At 59.2% G+C, this 19,407-nt stretch carries 20 protein-coding genes; 5 read left to right on the top strand and 15 right to left on the bottom strand.

Features of this window, described 5'->3' with window-relative positions:
* Window positions 1–243: 243 nt before the first annotated feature.
* The 6 genes from msrQ to BK660_RS12630 all read right to left on the bottom strand — a co-directional run bounded on the left by msrQ (window position 244) and on the right by BK660_RS12630 (window position 6,227).
* Window positions 244–864, bottom strand: coding sequence for a protein-methionine-sulfoxide reductase heme-binding subunit MsrQ (gene msrQ, locus BK660_RS12655; RefSeq protein ID WP_123433565.1), 621 nt, complete (start codon window positions 862–864; stop codon window positions 244–246).
* Window positions 864–1,877 carry a protein-methionine-sulfoxide reductase catalytic subunit MsrP gene (gene msrP / locus BK660_RS12650; protein ID WP_123433564.1) on the bottom strand — a complete coding sequence of 338 codons (1,014 nt, stop codon included), beginning with the start codon at window positions 1,875–1,877 and terminating at the stop codon, window positions 864–866. Before msrP ends, msrQ begins: the two co-directional genes overlap by 1 nt.
* Before the next feature lie 63 nt (window positions 1,878–1,940).
* The gene (pssA, locus tag BK660_RS12645) at window positions 1,941–2,798 is read right to left on the bottom strand and encodes a CDP-diacylglycerol--serine O-phosphatidyltransferase (RefSeq protein ID WP_007948646.1); all 858 of its coding nucleotides are present in this window, start codon (window positions 2,796–2,798) and stop codon (window positions 1,941–1,943) included.
* A 145-nt stretch (window positions 2,799–2,943) separates the two neighbouring features.
* Entirely contained in the window at window positions 2,944–3,960 is a 1,017-nt protein-coding gene (gene ilvC / locus BK660_RS12640; protein ID WP_007948647.1) for a ketol-acid reductoisomerase, read from the bottom strand.
* Window positions 3,961–4,008: 48 nt separating this feature from the next.
* Window positions 4,009–4,500 (bottom strand): acetolactate synthase small subunit, encoded by a 492-nt coding sequence (ilvN, locus tag BK660_RS12635; protein WP_003176102.1) that lies wholly within the window; start codon window positions 4,498–4,500, stop codon window positions 4,009–4,011.
* A 2-nt stretch (window positions 4,501–4,502) separates the two neighbouring features.
* Window positions 4,503–6,227 (bottom strand): acetolactate synthase 3 large subunit, encoded by a 1,725-nt coding sequence (locus BK660_RS12630; RefSeq protein WP_123433569.1) that lies wholly within the window; start codon window positions 6,225–6,227, stop codon window positions 4,503–4,505.
* A 400-nt stretch (window positions 6,228–6,627) separates the two neighbouring features.
* On the opposite strand from BK660_RS12630, the gene BK660_RS12625 reads away from it, so the two are divergent.
* Window positions 6,628–7,041, top strand: coding sequence for a DUF4124 domain-containing protein (locus BK660_RS12625; RefSeq protein WP_123433563.1), 414 nt, complete (start codon window positions 6,628–6,630; stop codon window positions 7,039–7,041).
* A gap of 18 nt (window positions 7,042–7,059) precedes the next feature.
* Here BK660_RS12625 and BK660_RS12620 read toward each other — a convergent pair whose 3' ends face one another.
* The 3 genes from BK660_RS12620 to mrcB are packed head-to-tail and all read right to left on the bottom strand — an operon-like array spanning window position 7,060 to window position 10,476.
* The gene (locus tag BK660_RS12620) at window positions 7,060–7,395 is read right to left on the bottom strand and encodes a YqcC family protein (RefSeq protein WP_123433562.1); all 336 of its coding nucleotides are present in this window, start codon (window positions 7,393–7,395) and stop codon (window positions 7,060–7,062) included.
* Window positions 7,395–8,135: a tetratricopeptide repeat protein gene (locus BK660_RS12615; protein ID WP_123433561.1), complete on the bottom strand. Its 741-nt coding sequence runs from the start codon at window positions 8,133–8,135 to the stop codon at window positions 7,395–7,397. Before BK660_RS12615 ends, BK660_RS12620 begins: the two co-directional genes overlap by 1 nt.
* A gap of 16 nt (window positions 8,136–8,151) precedes the next feature.
* Window positions 8,152–10,476 carry a penicillin-binding protein 1B gene (gene mrcB, locus BK660_RS12610; RefSeq protein WP_123433560.1) on the bottom strand — a complete coding sequence of 775 codons (2,325 nt, stop codon included), beginning with the start codon at window positions 10,474–10,476 and terminating at the stop codon, window positions 8,152–8,154.
* Window positions 10,477–10,594: 118 nt separating this feature from the next.
* Here mrcB and BK660_RS12605 point away from each other — a divergent pair, with 118 nt between their 5' ends.
* The 3 genes from BK660_RS12605 (at window position 10,595) to BK660_RS12595 (ending at window position 13,080) form a co-directional block, all read left to right on the top strand.
* On the top strand, window positions 10,595–12,151 hold the full coding sequence (locus tag BK660_RS12605) for a bifunctional aminoglycoside phosphotransferase/ATP-binding protein (protein WP_123433559.1): 1,557 nt from the start codon (window positions 10,595–10,597) through the stop codon (window positions 12,149–12,151).
* Between the two features lie 90 nt (window positions 12,152–12,241).
* The gene (locus BK660_RS12600; protein ID WP_123433558.1) at window positions 12,242–12,586 is read left to right on the top strand and encodes a pentapeptide repeat-containing protein; all 345 of its coding nucleotides are present in this window, start codon (window positions 12,242–12,244) and stop codon (window positions 12,584–12,586) included.
* Window positions 12,587–12,807: 221 nt separating this feature from the next.
* Window positions 12,808–13,080, top strand: coding sequence for a TfoX/Sxy family protein (locus BK660_RS12595; protein ID WP_007948654.1), 273 nt, complete (start codon window positions 12,808–12,810; stop codon window positions 13,078–13,080).
* 238 nt (window positions 13,081–13,318) lie between these two features.
* Here the strand turns inward: BK660_RS12595 and BK660_RS12590 are convergent, their stop codons facing one another.
* From BK660_RS12590 to BK660_RS12575, 4 genes are read right to left on the bottom strand one after another with little or no spacing between them, the layout of a single operon-like run.
* Entirely contained in the window at window positions 13,319–14,170 is an 852-nt protein-coding gene (locus BK660_RS12590) for a ChaN family lipoprotein (protein ID WP_123433557.1), read from the bottom strand.
* Between the two features lie 19 nt (window positions 14,171–14,189).
* Window positions 14,190–14,957, bottom strand: a complete 768-nt coding sequence (locus BK660_RS12585; protein WP_123433556.1) for a heme ABC transporter ATP-binding protein — start codon at window positions 14,955–14,957, stop codon at window positions 14,190–14,192.
* On the bottom strand, window positions 14,957–15,940 hold the full coding sequence (locus BK660_RS12580; protein WP_185045079.1) for a FecCD family ABC transporter permease: 984 nt from the start codon (window positions 15,938–15,940) through the stop codon (window positions 14,957–14,959). Before BK660_RS12580 ends, BK660_RS12585 begins: the two co-directional genes overlap by 1 nt.
* Before the next feature lie 50 nt (window positions 15,941–15,990).
* Window positions 15,991–16,863, bottom strand: a complete 873-nt coding sequence (locus BK660_RS12575) for a heme/hemin ABC transporter substrate-binding protein (protein ID WP_123433554.1) — start codon at window positions 16,861–16,863, stop codon at window positions 15,991–15,993.
* Between the two features lie 157 nt (window positions 16,864–17,020).
* Between BK660_RS12575 and BK660_RS12570 the strand changes: the two genes are divergently transcribed.
* Window positions 17,021–17,338: a Rieske (2Fe-2S) protein gene (locus tag BK660_RS12570; protein WP_123433553.1), complete on the top strand. Its 318-nt coding sequence runs from the start codon at window positions 17,021–17,023 to the stop codon at window positions 17,336–17,338.
* On the opposite strand, the gene sfsA is transcribed toward BK660_RS12570, so the two are convergent.
* The gene (gene sfsA / locus BK660_RS12565; protein ID WP_123433552.1) at window positions 17,335–18,048 is read right to left on the bottom strand and encodes a DNA/RNA nuclease SfsA; all 714 of its coding nucleotides are present in this window, start codon (window positions 18,046–18,048) and stop codon (window positions 17,335–17,337) included. The two genes, BK660_RS12570 and sfsA, sit on opposite strands and share 4 nt — an antisense overlap.
* Complete coding sequence (locus BK660_RS12560; RefSeq protein WP_123433551.1) at window positions 18,048–19,220, bottom strand: pyridoxal phosphate-dependent aminotransferase; 1,173 nt, start codon at window positions 19,218–19,220, stop codon at window positions 18,048–18,050. The genes sfsA and BK660_RS12560 overlap by 1 nt, the downstream gene beginning before the upstream one ends.
* Window positions 19,221–19,407: the final 187 nt, after the last annotated feature.

Genomic DNA, 19,407 nt, shown 5'->3' with positions numbered 1-19,407 from the left:
CTTGGAAATCTTTAACAACTTCAACCACTTGCGCTTCCGATCACTCGGTAGCGGGAGGCGAATTCTACAGCGTTACACGCTGCTGTCAACACCTCTTTTTCAACTCCCTTTCGGGCTTCGATGACCTGAAGCCGCTCACTGTCGAAAACTGCGTAACTCTTTGTTTACCAAGGAGTTTTCCGTTTCGACTGCGCCGGAAGTGGGGCGAATTATAGACATCCAGAATCTGCCGTCAACCTTTAATTACGCCTTTCGTGCAGATGGTGCCTTTTTAGCCACTAGACGCGGGATTCGACGGGCAACCGCCGGTACACGTAACACTAATAGCAACGCCCCTATAGAGGCATACACCGCCCACTCTTTCAGATCGGCGCGAACGATCCACAACATATGCAGCAACCCAAGCCCGAGAATCACATACACCAGGCGATGCAGCTTCTTCCAGCGAGCCCCCAAACGTCGCTGACTGTAGCGATTGGAAGTCACGGCCAACGCCAGCAAACACAAAAAGCCCAAAGTGCCGACGATAATGTACGGCCGCTTGCGCAACTCAACCCCCAGCTGCGACCAGTCAAACCCGAGAATGAACGCCGTATAGCCACTCAAATGCAAAACCACATAAGCGAAGCACCACAACCCCAACTGCCTCCGCACAGCAACCCACCCCGCCCAACCGGTGAGTTTTTGCAAAGGTGTCAGGCTGAGCGTGATGAGTAGCAGAACAAGCGTGCCCAACCCCAACCGATCGACCAGCACCTTGCCCGGATCCGGTCCCAGCACATCCGCCCAGGCCTGATACAACCAAAGCAGCGGCCACACCGCTGTCACTATAAAGACGCCAATACGCCATACCGGAAAACGCATCAGTAGTTCTTCCGCAGATCGAGCCCTGTATAGAGAGAGGCCACTTCATCCGAGTAGCCATTGAACATCTGCGTGTCCCGCACATTGGGCTTGAACAGACCACTGGGCAATCGACGCTCCCGCGCCTGAGTCCAGCGCGGGTGATCAACCGTCGGATTCACATTCGCGTAAAAACCATACTCATCCGCGGCAATGCTCTGCCAGGTGGTTTTCGGTTGCTCGCTGACCAAGCTGATCCGCACAATGGATTTGACGCTCTTGAAGCCGTACTTCCAAGGCACCACCAGACGTAGCGGCGCTCCATTCTGATTCGGCAGTTCACGCCCATACATACCCACCGCAAGAATCGCCAACGGGTTCATCGCTTCATCCAGACGCAACCCTTCTACATACGGCCAGTCAATCAAGGCAAAACCGGAACGCTGGCCCGGCATACTCTTGGGATCTTCCAGAGTTTCGAAACGAATGTATTTAGCCTTGGAGGTCGGCTCGACTTCCTTGAGTAGCGCCGAGATCGGGAAACCGATCCACGGAATGACCATCGACCAGGCCTCAACACAGCGGAGTCGATAGATCCGCTCCTCCAGCTGATAAGGCTTCATGAAGTCTTCCAGCGCGTACCGCCCTGGCTTACCCACCTCGCCATCCACCACCACGCTCCACGGTTCGGTCTTTAGCACACTGGCGTTGGCAGCGGGGTCGCCTTTATCAGTGCCGAACTCATAGAAGTTGTTGTAGTGAGTTGCGTCCTTGAACGGAGTGATCGCTTCGTCCTTGACGTTGACTGCGCCCCATTTAGTAGAAGGAAGCTTTTCGGCAAACCAGGAAGGCGCCTTGCCAGGCTCGACATCGGCATAGCGAGCCGCTTCTTCTGCACTGGCCCAGCGCGGCAGGCTACTGACAGCCAAACCCGCAACGGCAGCGCCGAGAACATTACGACGGGATAGATAGAAGGATTCAGGCGTGACGTCCGACTCATGGCAGTCAGACGCTTTGGGGACTTTGATCAGCATGGCAACTCCGCAGCATTGGAGAACAGTTGCACCAATAGACTGCGGAGTATGAGGGAAATTACATCACTCGGCGTTTTTGTGCCGACGAAGACGCAACAGGTATTGCACCGGGCCGGAGGCCGCATAGGCGAGGAAAACCAGCAGCAGAATGCGTGGCGGATCACTGAAGACCACGGCAAACACCAGCACCACCGCAAGAATCGCTACGAAAGGTACGCGCCCTTTCAAGTCCAGCTCCTTGAAGCTGTTGTACTTGATGTTACTGACCATCAGCATACCGGCCGCTGCGACCATCAATGCAACCAGGAAGGACATCTTCGATCCCTGAATGCCGTAGTCGCTGAACGCCCAGACGATCCCCGCGACCACACCCGCCGCTGCCGGACTGGCCAGGCCGATGAAGTAGCGTTTGTCTGCGGTGCCAACCTGAGTGTTGAAGCGCGCCAGACGCAGCGCAGCACCAGCCACATAGATGAAGGCGACCATCCAGCCGACCTTGCCCATATCACCCAAGGCCCAGCCAAACGCCAGCAATGCCGGCGCAACACCAAAGGCGACCATGTCCGACAACGAGTCGTACTCGGCACCAAAAGCGCTTTGGGTATTGGTCATGCGCGCCACGCGGCCATCGAGACCGTCGAGCACCATGGCAACGAAAATCGCGATCGCGGCAAAAGCAAAGTACTTGCTCGCATTGACCGAATCACCGGCACTCAACGCCGCCTGGGCACTCATCGAGTTGATGATGGAATAAAACCCTGCGAACAGGTTCGCAGTGGTGAACAGATTCGGCAGAAGATAGATACCACGATGCCGGACTTTGCGACCTTCAGCGTCATGCCCTTCTTCGATGTGCTCATCGATGGGCAGCAGGCTTTCGGCGTCAGAAGCCTGGTTTGGCTCTTCGGGGCGTTCGCTCATGGACATTACCTTGCAACAGGATGGAAAGTTTTCGACAGGTGTCTGTGACGACGGTTCGGCCACAAACGATGCAGCTTTATACCAGAAGCGGCGACCCAAACGAAAAAACGCGGCCTAGGCCGCGTTTTCCGTACAAGGGCGTGACTTAGTTTTTGGCTTTGTCGACGATCTTGTTGGCACCGATCCACGGCATCATGGAGCGCAGTTGCTCGCCGATGATCTCGATACCGTGAGCGGCGTTGTTACGACGCTTGGCGGTCATCGAAGGATAGCCGGTTGCGCCTTCGCTGATGAACATCTTGGCGTATTCGCCGTCCTGAATACGTTTCAGGGCGTTGCGCATGGCCTGACGGGATTCGGCGTTGATCACTTCCGGACCCGTCACGTACTCGCCGTATTCAGCGTTGTTGGAGATCGAGTAGTTCATGTTGGCGATACCGCCTTCGTACATGAGGTCAACGATCAGTTTCAGTTCGTGCAGGCACTCGAAGTAGGCCATTTCTGGCGCGTAGCCAGCTTCAACCAGGGTTTCGAAACCGGCTTTGACCAGTTCAACGGTACCGCCGCACAGAACGGCTTGCTCGCCGAACAGGTCGGTTTCGGTCTCGTCCTTGAAGGTGGTTTCGATGATGCCGGTACGACCGCCACCAACGCCAGCGGCGTAGGACAGTGCAACGTTTTTGGCGTTGCCGGAAGCATCCTGATAAATAGCGATCAGGTCAGGGATACCGCCGCCTTTGACGAACTCGGAACGCACGGTGTGGCCCGGTGCTTTCGGCGCGATCATGATCACGTCGAGGTCAGCGCGCGGAACAACCTGGTTGTAGTGGATCGCGAAGCCGTGGGAGAAAGCCAGAGTGGCGCCTTTCTTGATGTTCGGCTCGATTTCGTTCTTGTACAGGGCAGACTGGAACTCGTCCGGGGTCAGGATCATGACCAGGTCGGCCGCTGCAACAGCGGAAGCAACGTCGGTCACTTTCAGGCCGTGAGCTTCAGCTTTGGCGACTGTAGCCGAACCTTTACGCAGACCAACAGTAACGTCAACGCCGGAGTCTTTCAGGTTGCACGCTTGAGCGTGGCCCTGGGAGCCGTAACCGATGATGGCAACTTTCTTGCCCTGGATGATGGACAGGTCGCAGTCTTTTTCGTAATAAACTTTCATGAAATTCCCCTATATATCCAGGCCGTTCAGGCCATTCGCTAATTTGGTTTAGATGCTGAGTACTTTGTCGCCGCGGGCAATACCGGTTACGCCGCTACGGACGGTTTCCAGAATCGACGCAGTGCCAATGGACTGAATGAAGCTGTCGAGCTTGTCGCTGGTACCGGTCAGTTGAACGGTATACACGCTAGCGCTGACATCGACGATCTGCCCACGGTAAATATCGGTGGTGCGTTTGATCTCGGCGCGCTGGGCGCCGGTGGCCTTGACCTTGACCAGCATCAGTTCGCGCTCGATGTGAGCACTCTCCGACAGGTCGACCAATTTGACCACTTCGATCAACTTGTTCAGGTTCTTGGTGATCTGCTCGATCACTTCATCATGGCCAACCGTGGTCAGCGTCAGACGCGACAGGGTCGGGTCTTCGGTTGGCGCCACGGTCAGGCTTTCGATGTTGTAGTTGCGCTGCGAGAACAGGCCGACTACTCGAGACAGAGCGCCCGGTTCGTTTTCCAGAAGCAAGGAAATAATGTGTCGCATGATTAAGTACGCTCCGTCTTGCTCAGCCACATATCGCGCATGGAGCCGTCTTTGATCTGCATCGGATAGACGTGCTCGCTGGTGTCGACCGAAATATCCAGCACCACCAGGCGATCCTTCATGGCGAACGCTTCTTCCATCTGCGACTTCAAATTCTTCGAGTCGGTGATGCGCACGCCAACGTGACCATAGGCTTCTGCCAGCTTGACGAAGTCAGGCAGCGATTCCATGTACGAGTGCGAGTGACGACTGCCGTAACTCATGTCTTGCCACTGGCGAACCATACCCAGAACACCGTTGTTCAGGATGACGATTTTGACCGGCAAACCGTATTGCAGACAGGTGGACAGTTCCTGAATGTTCATCTGGATGCTGCCCTCGCCCGTCACGCAGACGACGTCGGCATCCGGGAAGCTCAACTTGATGCCCATGGCCGCCGGAAAACCGAAGCCCATGGTGCCCAGGCCACCGGAGTTGATCCAGCGGTTCGGCTTGTTGAACGTGTAGTACTGCGCCGCGAACATCTGATGCTGGCCCACGTCCGAAGCGACATAAGCATCGCCCTTGGTGACTTCGCACAGGGTTTCGATCACGGTCTGCGGCTTGATTACGCTACCGTCGCCCTTGTCGTAAGGGAACAGGCCACGATCGCCACGCCACTCATCAACTTGCTTCCACCAGCTGGCAACGGACTCCTTGTTCGGGGTCTCGCCGATTTCCTTGAGGATCGCGACCATTTCGGTCAGGACGCTCTCGACCGGGCCGACGATAGGTACGTCTGCCTTGATGGTCTTGGAGATCGAAGCCGGATCGATGTCGATGTGAATGATCTTGGCATTCGGGCAGAACTTCGCCGGGCCGTTGATCACGCGGTCATCAAAACGCGCGCCGACCGCAAGGATCACGTCGGCGTGGTGCATCGCCAGGTTTGCGGTGTAGCTGCCGTGCATGCCGAGCATGCCGATGAACTGACGGTCGGTGCCAGGGTAGGCACCCAGACCCATCAGGGTATTGGTCACTGGCAGGTTGAGCATCTTCGCCAATTCGGTCAGCGGCGCGGAGCCACCACCCAGAATCACGCCACCGCCGGCGTACATCACCGGACGCTTGGCCGCCAGGAGCATTTCTGCCGCCTTGCGGATTTGCCCGGAGTGACCGCGAACGGCCGGGCTGTAGGAACGCAGCTTGGCTTTTTTCGGGAAGATGTATTCGTACTTCTCGGCCGGGTTGGTCATGTCTTTCGGGATATCGACAACGACCGGGCCCGGACGACCGGATTGCGCCAGGTAGAAGGCTTTCTTCATGACTTCCGGGATTTCCGACGCGTGCTTGATCATGAAGCTGTGCTTCACGATCGGCCGGGAGATACCGATCATGTCGGTTTCCTGGAACGCATCGGTGCCCACCATGCTGCTAGGCACCTGGCCGGAAATGACCACCATCGGAATCGAGTCCATATAGGCGGTGGCAATACCGGTGATGGCGTTTGTGGCGCCAGGACCGGAAGTCACCAGTACCACGCCGGCTTTACCGGTGGCACGGGCATAGCCGTCAGCCATATGGGTAGCCGCTTGTTCATGACGAACCAGGATGTGGGTCACTTCCGGTTCTTTGAACAGGGCATCGTAAACATGAAGAAGAGCACCACCCGGGTACCCGTAGATATATTTGACGCCTTCGTCACGCAAGAAGCGGACGAGCATCTCACCGCCAGATAAAAGCTCCACGTTGTTCACCTCTAAAACGCCAGAATACCGCCCACATAAACGGGGACGGGTCTTAATAGGTTTACTTCTCAGCAGAGCATGAGCGACGGTGGTCGCCGACTACGTCAGCACTGACTGAGCAAGTATTGGGATCGTCCCAAGTGTTGCGGGCCTTTCCCACCCAGCGCGAGGTAACGCGTTGCGGGTGTAACAGGTCGGCGCGGATGTGCGCCTCATGATCTGCTGAGTGGGTCTGCTTCTGGCAGTCCCTCTACAGCGGACTTTGGATTCTTCTGTTTCGTCCCCTGCAAGTCAAGTCGTCTATGTGCTTTATTGAAGTAAGCACATGAGAAAGCAAGAAAAAATCGCTAAACAGCGACTGTGTTAGCTTCGATTGCGCAACTCATGACAAGGAAATGGCATGCGAACGATCTTCTTCATGGTCAGCCTGCTGATCAGCCCTTTGTGCACGGCCGCCCAGATCTACAAATGGGTCGATGCCCAGGGCGTGACTCACTTCGACGCACAACCACCCCAAGGCCAGCAAGCCACCACCGTGGTGACGCCCTCCTCTGTAAGCCAACCAGCCACGCTGCCCGGCAGTAAAGCCATCGGCAATCAACAGGACATCGACAACACGGTGAAAAAACAGGTCGCCGAGCAGCAGGCCCAGCTCAAGGCATTTTGCGTGCAGGCGCGCACGAATCTGGCGCAACTGCAGAACAATCCGCGACTTCGGGAGGATGTGGAGGGCGAAATGCGTCGCCTGACCGATCAACAACGCCAGGAACGCATCAGCGAAACGCAGAAACAGATTGTGGAGAACTGCCAGTAAGCACTGGCAGCTTCCAACTCAGCGGGAGGCGGTGATCAGCAGATCGAACTCTTTGAGCAGCACTTGCAGCTGTCGATCCCGGCCCTGGACATCACGGCCGGCGAAGACCATTTCGGCCATCTCCTGAATTCCGGAGACGGCGGGCAATGGCAGGTCCTGCTCGAGGATCATCTTCATCCGGGGCAGGAAGATCCATTGCAGCCACTGCTCGAAATCCAGCGTATCGACCGAAAACGGCTCTACGCTGGAAAGCGCTTCAGCGGAGGGCGAGACTTCATCCCACCACCCCTGCACCCGCAGTTCACGCTCAATCAGCAGCAACTGCTCGGCAATCTTCGGGAAGCGCGCGTCCATCACAGCGAAACCTTGGCCTTCTGACGGGCCAATGCTGCGCCGGCAGAATCACCTTGCTTCTCGCGCGCCTGGGCAATCAAATCCCACAGGCTGGCCTGAAGGTCCGGACGGCCATTGGCGAATGTCAGACCACGACGAGCGAATTGTTCAGCCTGCGCCGCATCGCCTTGGGCCATGCGCACTTGAGCCAGACGATAAAGCACTTGCGGCTCACGCGGTGCAACGCGCTGAGCACGTTCCAGGCTGGACGAAGCACCGTTGAGGTCGCCGCTCGCCTGTTGCTGCTGAGCCGTGGTCAACAGCGCCAGCACCGGACCGTCCAGTTGCTCGTCAGCGGACAAACCGCCGGTGTTCGCCGACGGAATCCCGCTCGGCGTCGACGGCATGCTGTAGCTGCCCTGATTGATCGGTGCCGACTGGACCGGCGAGGTATCGATCGGCCCCGGAGTGATCGGGCCTGGCGTGATCGGCGAGGTGCTGATCGGTGCCGAGGCGACCGCGCCGCCACCCGGGACCATCACCACCACACCGGTATCACCCTGCGGGATCGCCTGGGTTTGCGATTGAGCTTGCGCAGGACGCTTCACGGTCGACTTGCGGAAACCGCCATTCGCCGAAATCCGCTCACTGTTGGACACAGCCGTGCCGGAGTCTTCAACCGGAATCGAACCGCGTTGTACGGTGGAGCAACCGCTGAGCAACGCCACGGCGGCAACCGCTGGTATCAACCACTTGTTCACGTAAATCCCTCTTTGCTTAATTCATCCAGCCCTTGACCCAATCCATCACCGTTTCGCCGGAAGCAGGGCTTTCGCCACCGCAAGCCGCACCGGGAGGTGGTTCGCTGCCGCGAATATACGGCATCTGTACGGCGCCTGGGCAGTTGGCGTCGGAGCCTTGCCCGGTACGCGAATCGACCCAGGCCTGAACAACATTATCCGGCTGCGGCATGTCCAGCGGCAGCGGATCGGCTTTGCGCATGAAACTGGTCCAGACCTGCAAGGCACCGGTCGCGCCGGTGAACGGCGTCTTGCCGTTGTCATCGCGGCCCAGCCACACCACTGCCAGCAAGTCCTGACTGAAACCGGCGAACCAGCTGTCTCGCGAGTCGTTACTGGTACCGGTCTTGCCGGCCAGGGTCAGGGTTTTCGGCAACACGTTGTAAACCGAGCTGCCGGTACCTTCACGCATGACCCGTTGCATGGCGCTCTGGATCAGGTAAATGGAGGCGGGATCAAAACGCTGCTCGATCTGGAACGGATAACGCTTGAGCGGTTCGCCTTCGGCGGTCAAAACGCTACGAATCCCGCGCATCGGCGTGTTGAAACCACCGTTGGCCAAGGTCTGGTACATGGTCGCCACTTCAATCGGCGTCATGCCGCCGGCGCCCAGCAACATCGACGGGAATGCCGGGAATTCTCGCGTCACACCCAGGCGAGCGAGGGTCTTGAGGACATTCGGTACACCCACTGCCAGGCCAAGACGCGCGGTCGACAGGTTGTAGGAATGCGCCAGCCCCTGATACAGGAACACCGTCCCGTGGGAACGACGATCGTAGTTCTGTGGTTTCCAGACCTGACCGTCCGCGCCTTTGACCGAGAAGGATTCGTCCGACAGCCAACTGGTCAAGGTGTACTGGGTAGGTTTCTCAAGCGCCGTCAGATACACCGCCGGCTTGATCAATGAGCCAATAGGACGCACCGCATCCAGGGCACGGTTGAAGCCGGCAAAACTCGCCTGGCGACTGCCGATCATGGCCTGGACCTCACCGGTTTCCGGGTTGGTCACGACCATGGCCGCTTCAACGTCATCGGAACCCTTGCGACCCGACAGACGCTTGAAGGTGTCGTTGACGGAGGCTTCGGCTTTCATCTGCAGAATCGGGTCGAAGCTGGTGAAGATCCGCAGGCCTTCTTCGGTCAAGTCTTCGTCGCGGTAGTCTTCGCGCAGCTGGCGTTTAACCAGATCGAGGAAACCCGGGAACGAGCTGTCGGCCAATTTGCCGCGTGTCGTCACACCCAATGGCATGTTCTTCGCCGCGGCAACTTGCTCGGCGGTGGCGACGCCCTGCTGTTCAAGGACATCGAGCACCAGGTTGCGTCGTTCAAGCGCACGCTCGGGGTTGCGACGCGGGTTGTAATAGGACGGCCCCTTGACCATCCCCACCAGCAAGGCAACCTGATGCAGTTTCAGTTCGGACAATGGCTGCGCGAAGAAGAACTGGCTGGCCAGACCGAAACCGTGCACCGCGCGCTGGCCGTCCTGACCGACGAACACTTCATTGAGGTAAGCCTCAAGAATTTCCCGTTTGTCGTAATGCAGCTCAAGCAACATCGCCATCATGGCTTCGGTGAGTTTGCGGGTCAGGCTGCGTTCGCTGGTCAGGTAGAAGTTCTTGACCAACTGTTGCGTCAGCGTACTGCCGCCCTGGGTCATCTTGCCGCCTGAGGTGTTGACATAGATCGCCCGGGCAATCGACTTCGGCGACACGCCCCAGTGGCTATAGAAATCCCGGTCTTCCACGGCGACCAGGGTTTCCAGCAGATACGGCGGCACCTGATCGATTTTGATCAGGATGCGGTCTTCGAGGTTTTTCGGGTAAATCCCGCCGATCAGCAGCGGCTCAAGGCGCACCACCGACAGCTTCGAACCGTTGGTCGCCGAAAGCTCGGCAACATAGTCGCCGGAGAAACGCACGCGCACCGGCTGGGGCTTTTCCAGGCCTTCATAAAACTGGAAGCCACGGGTATTCAAATCAACGGTATTGCCGTTGACCGCCGCCGCGCCGGGGCCATTGCTCACGCTTTCGCGGCGGTAGCCCAAGGCGTCGAGCTCGGTGAGAAAGTCATCCTTGCTCAGTTTCTGGCCGGTGAACAGCTCCAGCGGGCGCGCATACACCTTGGCCGGGATCGTCCAGCGCTTGCCGGAGAACTTTTCCTGGACGATAGCGTCGAGGTAAACCGCGAATCCGGCGAGCACCACAAGGCCGACCAGACTGAGTTTAAGGGCCCAGCCCAGCCAAGGGTGCAAGCCCCTGGAAGGTGGTTTTTTTGGAGTGCGGGGGGATCGAGTACGAGTCATGGCGGCGGATTATACGCACTTTATTCATACTCAACAGACGCCCTCCGAGGTTTGCGTCAGGCGGACTTGCGGCCATAATGGCGGCCTTGAATTTTTCCCAGTCTTTGAAGGATCGCCTGTGAGCCAGTCCCTGATCGCCGCTCTGCAAAACCCGGCCCTCTACCCGCATCCGGTAGACGGGTTCCAGGTCATCGAAACCCACATTTCCTGGATCATCCTCACAGGCCCCTTTGCTTATAAAGTGAAGAAGCCGGTGAATTTCGGCTTCCTCGACTTCACCAGCCTCGATGCCCGCGAGCACTTCTGCGGCGAAGAACTGCGTTTGAACCAGCGCCTGACCAACGATTTGTATCTGGAAGTGTTGCCAATTACCGGCAGCGCCGAAGCCCCTCAATTCGGTGGCGATGGCCCGGTGGTCGATTTCGCCCTGAAAATGCGTCAATTCCCACAAAGCCAGTTGCTCAGTACCCTGCAGGCCAATGGCGAACTGACTACCGCGCACATCGACGAGATGGCCGCGCAGATTGCTCAGTTCCACCTCAACGCGCCGAAAGTGCCGGCAGAACACGATGCCGGCATCCCGGACAGCGTCATGGCGCCGGTGCGCCAGAACTTCGAGCAGATCCGCCCGTTCCTCAGCGACAAGGCCGACCTGGTGCAACTCGACGCCCTGCAAGCCTGGGCCGAAAGCAGCTTCGAACGCCTCAAGCCACTGTTCGCCCAGCGCAAGGCCGAAGGCTTCATTCGTGAATGCCACGGTGATATCCACCTGGGCAACGCTACCGTGATCGATGGCAAGGTCGTGATCTTCGACTGCATCGAATTCAACGAACCGTTCCGCTTCACCGACGTCTACGCCGACACCGGTTTCCTGGCGATGGACCTGGAAGACCGTGGTTTGAAATGCCTCGCGCGCCGTTTTGTCAGCCAATACCTGGAGCTGACCGGCGACTATCAAGGCCTTGAACTGCTGAACTTCTATAAAGCCTACCGCGCACTGGTTCGCGCCAAGGTCAGCCTGTTCAGCATGCCCGCCGAAGCCGATCCGGTGCAGCGCGCCACGACCCTGCGCCAGTACCGCAACTACGCCAACCTCGCGGAAAGCTACAGCACCATTCCTTCGCGCTTCATGGCGATTACCCACGGCGTTTCCGCTGTTGGAAAAAGCCACGTGGCCATGCGCCTGGTCGAAGCGCTGGGCGCCATTCGCCTGCGCTCGGATGTCGAGCGCAAACGTCTGTTCGGTGAACAAACCGTAGCGAATGATCCGCAGGCCGGCATTTATAACGCGGACGCCACAGCCGCCACCTACAGCCGCCTGCATGAAATCGCCGGGATCATCCTGCGCGCCGGTTTTCCGGTGGTGATCGATGCCACTTACCTCAAGCGCGACCAGCGTGACGGCGCGGCGAAAATCGCCGAGGCGACCGGTGCGCCGTTCCTGATCCTCGATTGCCAGGCGCCGCAAGCCGTCATCGAAAACTGGCTGGCCCTGCGTCAGGCAGACAAAAAGGATCCGTCCGACGCCAACCTGGCCGTTATCGCAGCCCAGCAAGCCAATCGTGAAGCGCTGACGCCAGCCGAGATTCTGTGCAGCAAGCGCGTCCAGACCAATGAAAGCGGGACCCTCGACACTGTTGTCGCGCAAATCCGCCAACGCATGCCTGGCCTGTAAAAACTATTTCAGCCGTGAGGCCTTCCCTGGCTTCACGGCTGTCAAATAGTGGCACTATACTGGCGTCATAAAACCATCAGGTGATGCGACATGAGCCAGCCCAAACTTCTCGACACCCCGCTGTATGCCTTGCTGCACAAAGACGACATCGCAGGATTCAACAACGAACGGCCCAAAGACGGACCAATCGACATGGTCGGTGGCGATTTCCGCGGCCTGGACTTGCGTGAACTGAATGCCGATGGCGTCGACTTCACCGATGCTTATTTCCGCTCCGCTGATTTGCGTGGCATCGATTTTCGCGGTGCATCGCTGGAAGGTGCCAGCCTGGCCCATGCACAGATCTCCGGCGCCTATTTCCCGGCAGAGCTGAGCGCAGACGAGATCCTGATGTCGATGAACTTCGGCACACGCCTGCGATATCGCACTCGCTAAAAACGACGTTTCACCCTGACACGTCCAGCGCCCCCGCTTTGCGCTGGATGCCGTGTGATCGCTCCAAAACCGCCTTCTGCCGCTTCCTCCCTTCCTGACGCTGCCTCCTCCTCTTAGAAGCTTTTGCGTCGAAACCGACCAAACAATCACGCTTTTCCTACTGATGGCTACACTCCTGAGAAGCTCGCCCACGCACCGTTCGGCCGTCGCAAGGAGGCTTGATGAATGATGAACTGCAACACCTGAAGAATCTTGGCAAGACGTCGGCGCAGTGGCTGCATGCCGTGGGCATCCACAGCGCCTCGGATTTGCGTCGCCTCGGGGCGGTGGATGCTTATCGGGCCGTGCGTACGCGCGGGTTTCGGGCGTCAAAGGTGTTGTTGTATGCGATCGAAGGTGCATTGATGGATGTGCACTGGAACGACATTCCGGCCGAGCGTAAAGAAGCCCTGAACAAACAACTGGAGGCGATTTCCTCGCGCCACAAGGCTTGAAGGCATTGGCTTTCAACCAAATTGACGACGCATCTCAAAGAAACTGAAAAACAGCGGTTGACTTGGTAATGAGAATCGCTATGATTAGCAGCAACTGGTCGCGAGACTGGTCGATATTTGAAAAGCCCTTGGTTCGGACTCTCAGATATCTCCTCATCAGGCTAATCACGGTTATTTGACCCGGCTCTTGCCGGGTCTTTTTTTGCCTGTGAATTTTTGCCTTTGAAAGCGCCGGTCGTTACTTGCCGAATTGCTTGCGCATCTGCGCGCAGTAATCCTGAGGCGGTGAAGCCTTCGTGTACCAGACGTAATCGGCCATTGCCGCTGTCACCTCGGCCCCCTGCTCTGCCAGCAGCAACACCGTCGGCGCTTGCGCCTGCCCCAAATCCAGCACATGGACCGGCACACCAACGTCCTTGCGCGCGTGATAGGCACCGGCAAACAGCAATGAAGGCGTCGGCGCCGCCAGCAAGCGCTCGGCCATTCGCCGGTCTCGTTGCTGCTGGACCGCCAACATGGCGGGCATTTGTGAAGCGGGCAGCAAACCGCAATGGGAGTCGCTGATCTCTGCCAGCAACTCATCCTTGACTGCTGCCGCATTGGAGCGCGAGCCGCTCAATGCCGCAGGTTTCGCGTAGACCGCACGAACGTCGAGGTTGTCCAGATTGGCCGCCAGCAGCGGATAGGGTTGAGTCAGCGCGAAACGTACGATCGGCCCGTAAAGCGCCCAGTCCCACCCTTCCTGCCACGCCAAGGCAGCCGGCAAATTGGACGGCGGCGTCGAGGAATGGCGAACATCATCAACCCGCGGCTGCTGATCCGGCGTGAGCATTTCAAGGAGCAAACTGCCTTGTGGCCGCTGCTCACCCAGCGCCTGCAACAACCACAGTTCCAGCTGATGGTGATCGCGATTGTCATGCTGCTCGCCGACGATCAGCCGCGCAGGCTGGGCCAGTCGCTCAAGCAGTTCCTGCGCGGTCAGGACCTGACCGTTTCGCAGGTCGCGGATTTCACCGTTGACCGGCGGCGGCACCGAAACATGCTGGCAGGCACTCAAGAGCAGTACGGCCAGCAGCAAAATCCCACGCATGTTCACCTCGATGACAGTCTCAGCGGGCGATGATCAGCGGATGCCCACGCTCCGGATGCTGCTGCACCAACACTTCCAGCCCGAACACGGCTTTGAGCGGCTCGGGTTTCAGAACTTGCTCCGGCGTGTCCAATGCCACCGGTCGCCCACCCTCAAGCAGCAACAGTCGATCACAATACCGCGCCGCCAGGTTCAGATCATGCAGGATGACCAGCACAGCCGCGCCACGATCGGCAAATTCGCGCACTGCTTGCAGCGTCGTGTGCTGATGCAGCGGGTCGAGCATCGAGGTCGGCTCATCGAGTAATAGCGTCTGCCCCGCCTCGCCCGGCCAGAGCTGCGCCAGCACCCGGGCCAGGTGCACCCGCTGACGTTCACCGCCGGACAAGGCCAGGTAACTGCGACCACTCAGGTGACTGGCGTCGGCGGCGTGGAGCGTGGCGGCGACAATTTCGTCATCGCGCACTCGCCCACTTTGATGAGGCAAACGCCCCATTCCCACCACTTCTTCGACGCGAAAGGCAAAGTCCAGGGTCGACACCTGCGGCAGCACCGCCAGTCGCTGCGCACGCTGCGGGGCGGCCCAGTGACGCAATTCGCGATCATCGAGCCAGACGCTTCCGTGGTCGGCGTGCAATTCGCCGCACAAGGCACCGAGCAAGGTACTTTTACCGGCGCCATTGGGGCCGAGCACGCCCAGCACCTCGCCCGGTCGAAGCTCAAGCGTGATGTCCGTCAGAACAATCTTGGAGCCCCGACGGATGTGCAGGTTCTGCGTGCGCAACATCAGGCGCGCCTCCGGAGCAACAGGAACAGAAAAAACGGCGCACCGATAAAGGCCGTAACAATGCCGATCGGCAGTTCGGCCGGTGCCAGGGCCAGTCGTGCCACCAGATCGGCAAACAACAGAAGACTGGCACCGGCGAGTACCGAAGCGGGCAGTAACACTCGGTGATCAGGACCGGCAAGCAAGCGCACGAGGTGCGGCACCACCAGACCGACAAACCCGATCATCCCCGCCGCCGCCACCGCCGCGCCAACCCCCAGCGCCGTACAGAACACCAATTCGCGCTTGAGCCCTTCGACGTCGATGCCCAAATGACCGGCCTCCGATTCCCCCAGCAACAACGCATTCAAGGCCTTGGCCCGACGCGGCAACCAGAGCGCCACACCCGCGCTGACCAGCAGCAACGGCCAGAGTCGCGCGTAACTGGCGCCATTGAGGCTGCCCAGATTCCAGAACGTCAGCGTACGCAGGGTCGCGTCGTCAGCCAGATAGGTGAACAACCCCACTGCCGAGCCCGCCAGCGCGGTCAATGCGATACCTGCGAGCAACATCGTCGCGACATTGGTCTGGCCGTTACGCCGGCCCAGTCGATACACCAGCGCCGTGACGCCGAGCCCACCCAGAAACGCGCACACCGATAACAGATAAGGCCCGAAGGACTCAGGCAATCCGCCAAACGCCGAGCCGCCAACAATCGCGATGGCGGCACCCAATGCTGCGCCGCTGGACACCCCCACCAACCCCGGATCGGCCAGCGGGTTACGAAAAAGGCCCTGCATCGCTACACCGGACAGCGCCAGCACGCCCCCCACCGCCAAGCCCAGCAAGGTGCGCGGCAGGCGAATTTGCCCGACGATCAACTCGGCTTGCTCCAGCCCGTCCGGCGCAATCGGCAATCCGGCCAAGCGCAACGCGGCGTGCAACGTGTCGAGTAACGGCAAACTGACCGGCCCCAGCGCCAGCGAAAGCCAGATCGCCAGCACACATAGAAGGCTCAGGCCAATGAACAACGCACGGGGTTTAACCAGGACGGTCATTGGCCGGCCGTGCCAGGAAAGAAACCGTCAGACAGCTTTTTCAGGCTGTCCGGCAACCGAGGACCGAGCCCGCCCACCAACAATGTCGGATCCAGCTCCATGACTCGTCCGTCCTTCGCCGCACGCGTCGAGGACAGCATCGGGTTTTCCTTGAACAACGCGGCACGTGCCGCTTCCCCTGTCAGCGCGCGGTCGGCAAACACCAGCACCTCGGGATCGAGGCTGATCAGCGACTCGACAGAAAACGGTTTGTACCCGGTATGCGTGGCCAGGTTGTGGCCGCCGGCCTGGCGCAGCAACCAATCGGCGGTGGTGTCCTTGCCTGCAATGAGCGGCTTGCCACCCGCGTGCCCGAGCAGCAACAGCACGCCGGGCGATGGTTGCGTCAGCTGGGCCTTGGTCACGCGGATTTTCTGCTGTTCGAGTTGCTCCTGGTAATGCTGGTACGCCTGAACAGCCTGCTCCTCAGCCCCCAGCAATTTGCCCAAGTGCTGCAAATTGCCCTGCAACGTCGGCAGATCCGGCTGCGCCGAGAACAGCTCAACTTGCACCCCCGCATTACGAATCTGCGAGAGCACGGGCGGCGGGCCCATTTCTTCGGTGCCGATGAGGATCTGCGGGCGTAAGCTCAAGATGCCCTCCGCCGACAATTGCCGCTGATAACCAATGCTGGGCAGCGTCTTGAGGCTTTCAGGGTGCTGACTGGTGGAATCGACGCCGACCAGTTTCGATTCGCCGCCCAGTGCGCTCACCCACTCGGACAACGCGCCACCGGCACTGACCCAACGTTGCGGCAACTCGGCCGCTGCAGCGTGGTGACTGACGAGGAGTCCGACACAGAGCGCAGCAACGCGGGTACTCAGGCGCATAAACAGCTTCCTTAATAGTTTTCCCAGGCATCGAGATAACAGGCCAAGTATCCTCGGCGTCTGGCACCTGTACCCGACGGGCAAGGCGGCCATTTGATAATTGTTTGCATTTGAACGTCAAGCTCGGACATATCTGGTCACGAGCTAGAGGATAGACATGAAGTTTCTTTGTACAGGCGCCGAATTGGCTGACGCCAGCAGTCGCGGTTTCGACATCGACGGGCAGAAGCTCTTTGCCGTACGCCGGGGCGGCCAGGTCTATGTCTACATCAATCGCTGCCCGCACCGTGGCGTGGGCCTGGAATGGACGCCGGACAGATTCCTCGACCCCAGCAACAGCCTGATCCAGTGCGCCACTCACGGCGCACTGTTCCTGATCGAAGACGGCGAATGCGTTTCGGGCCCCTGCGCCGGCCAATCACTGACCGCCGTGCCCTGCCGCGAAGACGCGCAAGGGCTCTGGGTCAGCCTTTAACCGTTGAGCCGCACGTCCAGACGTCGGTCAACGACCATTTCTTCATGGCTCAACCGTACGCCATAAGCCAGCACCTCGACCCCGCACGCCACCGCCTCACGTAAGGCTGCCGCGTAGGCCGAATCGATTTCTTCTGCAGGACGCACCGCGTCGATGCCGGTCAGGTTGACGCAATACAACTGCACCGCGCGAATCCCGTCCCGGGCCAGGTGCGCCAATTCGCGCAAATGCTTGGCCCCGCGCTGGGTCACTGCGTCCGGAAACGCCGCCACCGCTGACCCGTCGAAGCCCAGGGTGACGCTTTTGACCTCTATATACGCCGGGCCGGTGGGGTACTCGAGACGAAAATCGATGCGGCTGCTTTCCTGCCCGTAGGCGACTTCGCGCTTCAGCTCGGTAAAACCGTTCAGTTCGCTAATGACACCGGCACGCAGCGCCTCTTCGATCAAACCATTGGCTCGGGCGGTATTCACGCAAAACAAGCGCCCTTGCGGGGTTTCGCCAACTTCCCAGGTGCCGGGCAACTTGCGCTTGGGGTCGTTTGAGCGGCTGAACCAGACCTGCCCACCTTCGACCTGACAATTGAGCATCGAGCCGGTGTTGGGACAATGAATAGTCAGCAACTCGCCGCTAACGGTTTCGATATCGGCGAGAAAACGCTTGTAACGACGGATCAGGCGACCTTCTTCGAGGGGAGGATGAAAACGCATCAGCCTTGCCAGCTCTTCAGTCCGCGAGCGATGCGCTCGACCGCTTCCTGCAAGCGCGGCAGGCTTTGGGTGTAGGCAAAACGCACGTGGTGCCCGGCCTGATAACGCCCGAAATCCAGCCCCGGGGTAATGGCCACATGTTCGGTTTCGAGGAAGTGCCGGCAGAACGCGAAGGCATCTCCGCCGAACTTGCTGATATCGGCGTACAAATAGAACGCACCTTCCGGCTCCACAGCAATCCCGAAACCCAACTCGCGCAGGGCCGGCAGGAGGAAATCGCGACGACGACCGAATTCGGCGCGGCGTTCTTCGAGGATGCTGATGGTCGCCGGCTCAAAACAGGCCAGAGCGGCGTGCTGCGCCATGCTCGGCGCGCTGATGTAGAGATTTTGCGCGAGTTTTTCCAGCTCGCCGACGGCAGCTTCCGGCGCGACCAGCCAGCCGAGCCGCCAACCGGTCATGCCGAAATACTTGGAAAAACTGTTGAGCACAAACGCACTGTCATCGACTTCCAGCACGCTGGCGGCGTCGGTGCCGTAGGTCAGGCCGTGATAGATCTCGTCCACCACCAGATGGCCGTGACGAACCTTGATCGCCGCAGACAGCCCCGCCAGCTCGTCGCGGGTCAGGATGGTCCCGGTCGGGTTGGCCGGGGACGCCACCAATGCACCGACGCTGTCGTGGTCCCAATGCCGGGCGACCAGATCAGGGGTCAGTTGATAACGCACTTCCGGACCGACAGGAACCAGCTGCGCCGCACCTTCCACCAGTCGCAGAAAGTGCCGGTTGCACGGGTAGCCCGGATCCGCCAACAGCCAGTGCTTGCCCGGGTCCACCAGCAAGGCGCTGGCCAGCAACAAGGCGCCCGAACCGCCGGGGGTGATGAGGATGCGCTTGGGGTCAATATTCAACCCGTAACGCTGTTGATAAAAATTTGAGATGGCCTCGCGCAATTCAGGAATGCCCCGCGCGGCGGTGTAACGGGTCTTCCCCGCCGTCAATGCGGCCTGGCCGGCCTGGATGATCGGCTCGGCGGTGGTGAAGTCCGGCTCGCCGATTTCCAGGTGGATCACGTCGTGGCCAGCGGCCTGCAATTCATTGGCCCGCGCCAGCAGCGCCATGACATGGAAAGGTTCGATCGCACGACTGCGAGCACTGTAGGACTGGGCCATTAGCCTTCCTTCAACGGGAAAAGAACCGATTCTACCCAAGCGCAGGAACGAGCGAGAACCTAAAGCGGTCAGACGCCTTAGAACCTTGGCCATAAACGACTCAAACGAGTACTCCAGGTTTGACTAAAATCAATATTTGATCAGGCCTCCAACACCACCAGGCAAGGCTTTGCAACGATTTGCAAGC

The sequence above is a fragment of the Pseudomonas brassicacearum genome (assembly GCF_003732265.1).
Lineage (GTDB): Bacteria > Pseudomonadota > Gammaproteobacteria > Pseudomonadales > Pseudomonadaceae > Aquipseudomonas > Aquipseudomonas brassicacearum_D.
Note: the sequence above shows the minus strand (reverse complement) of the source record. Positions and strands in the feature narration are given on the sequence as shown.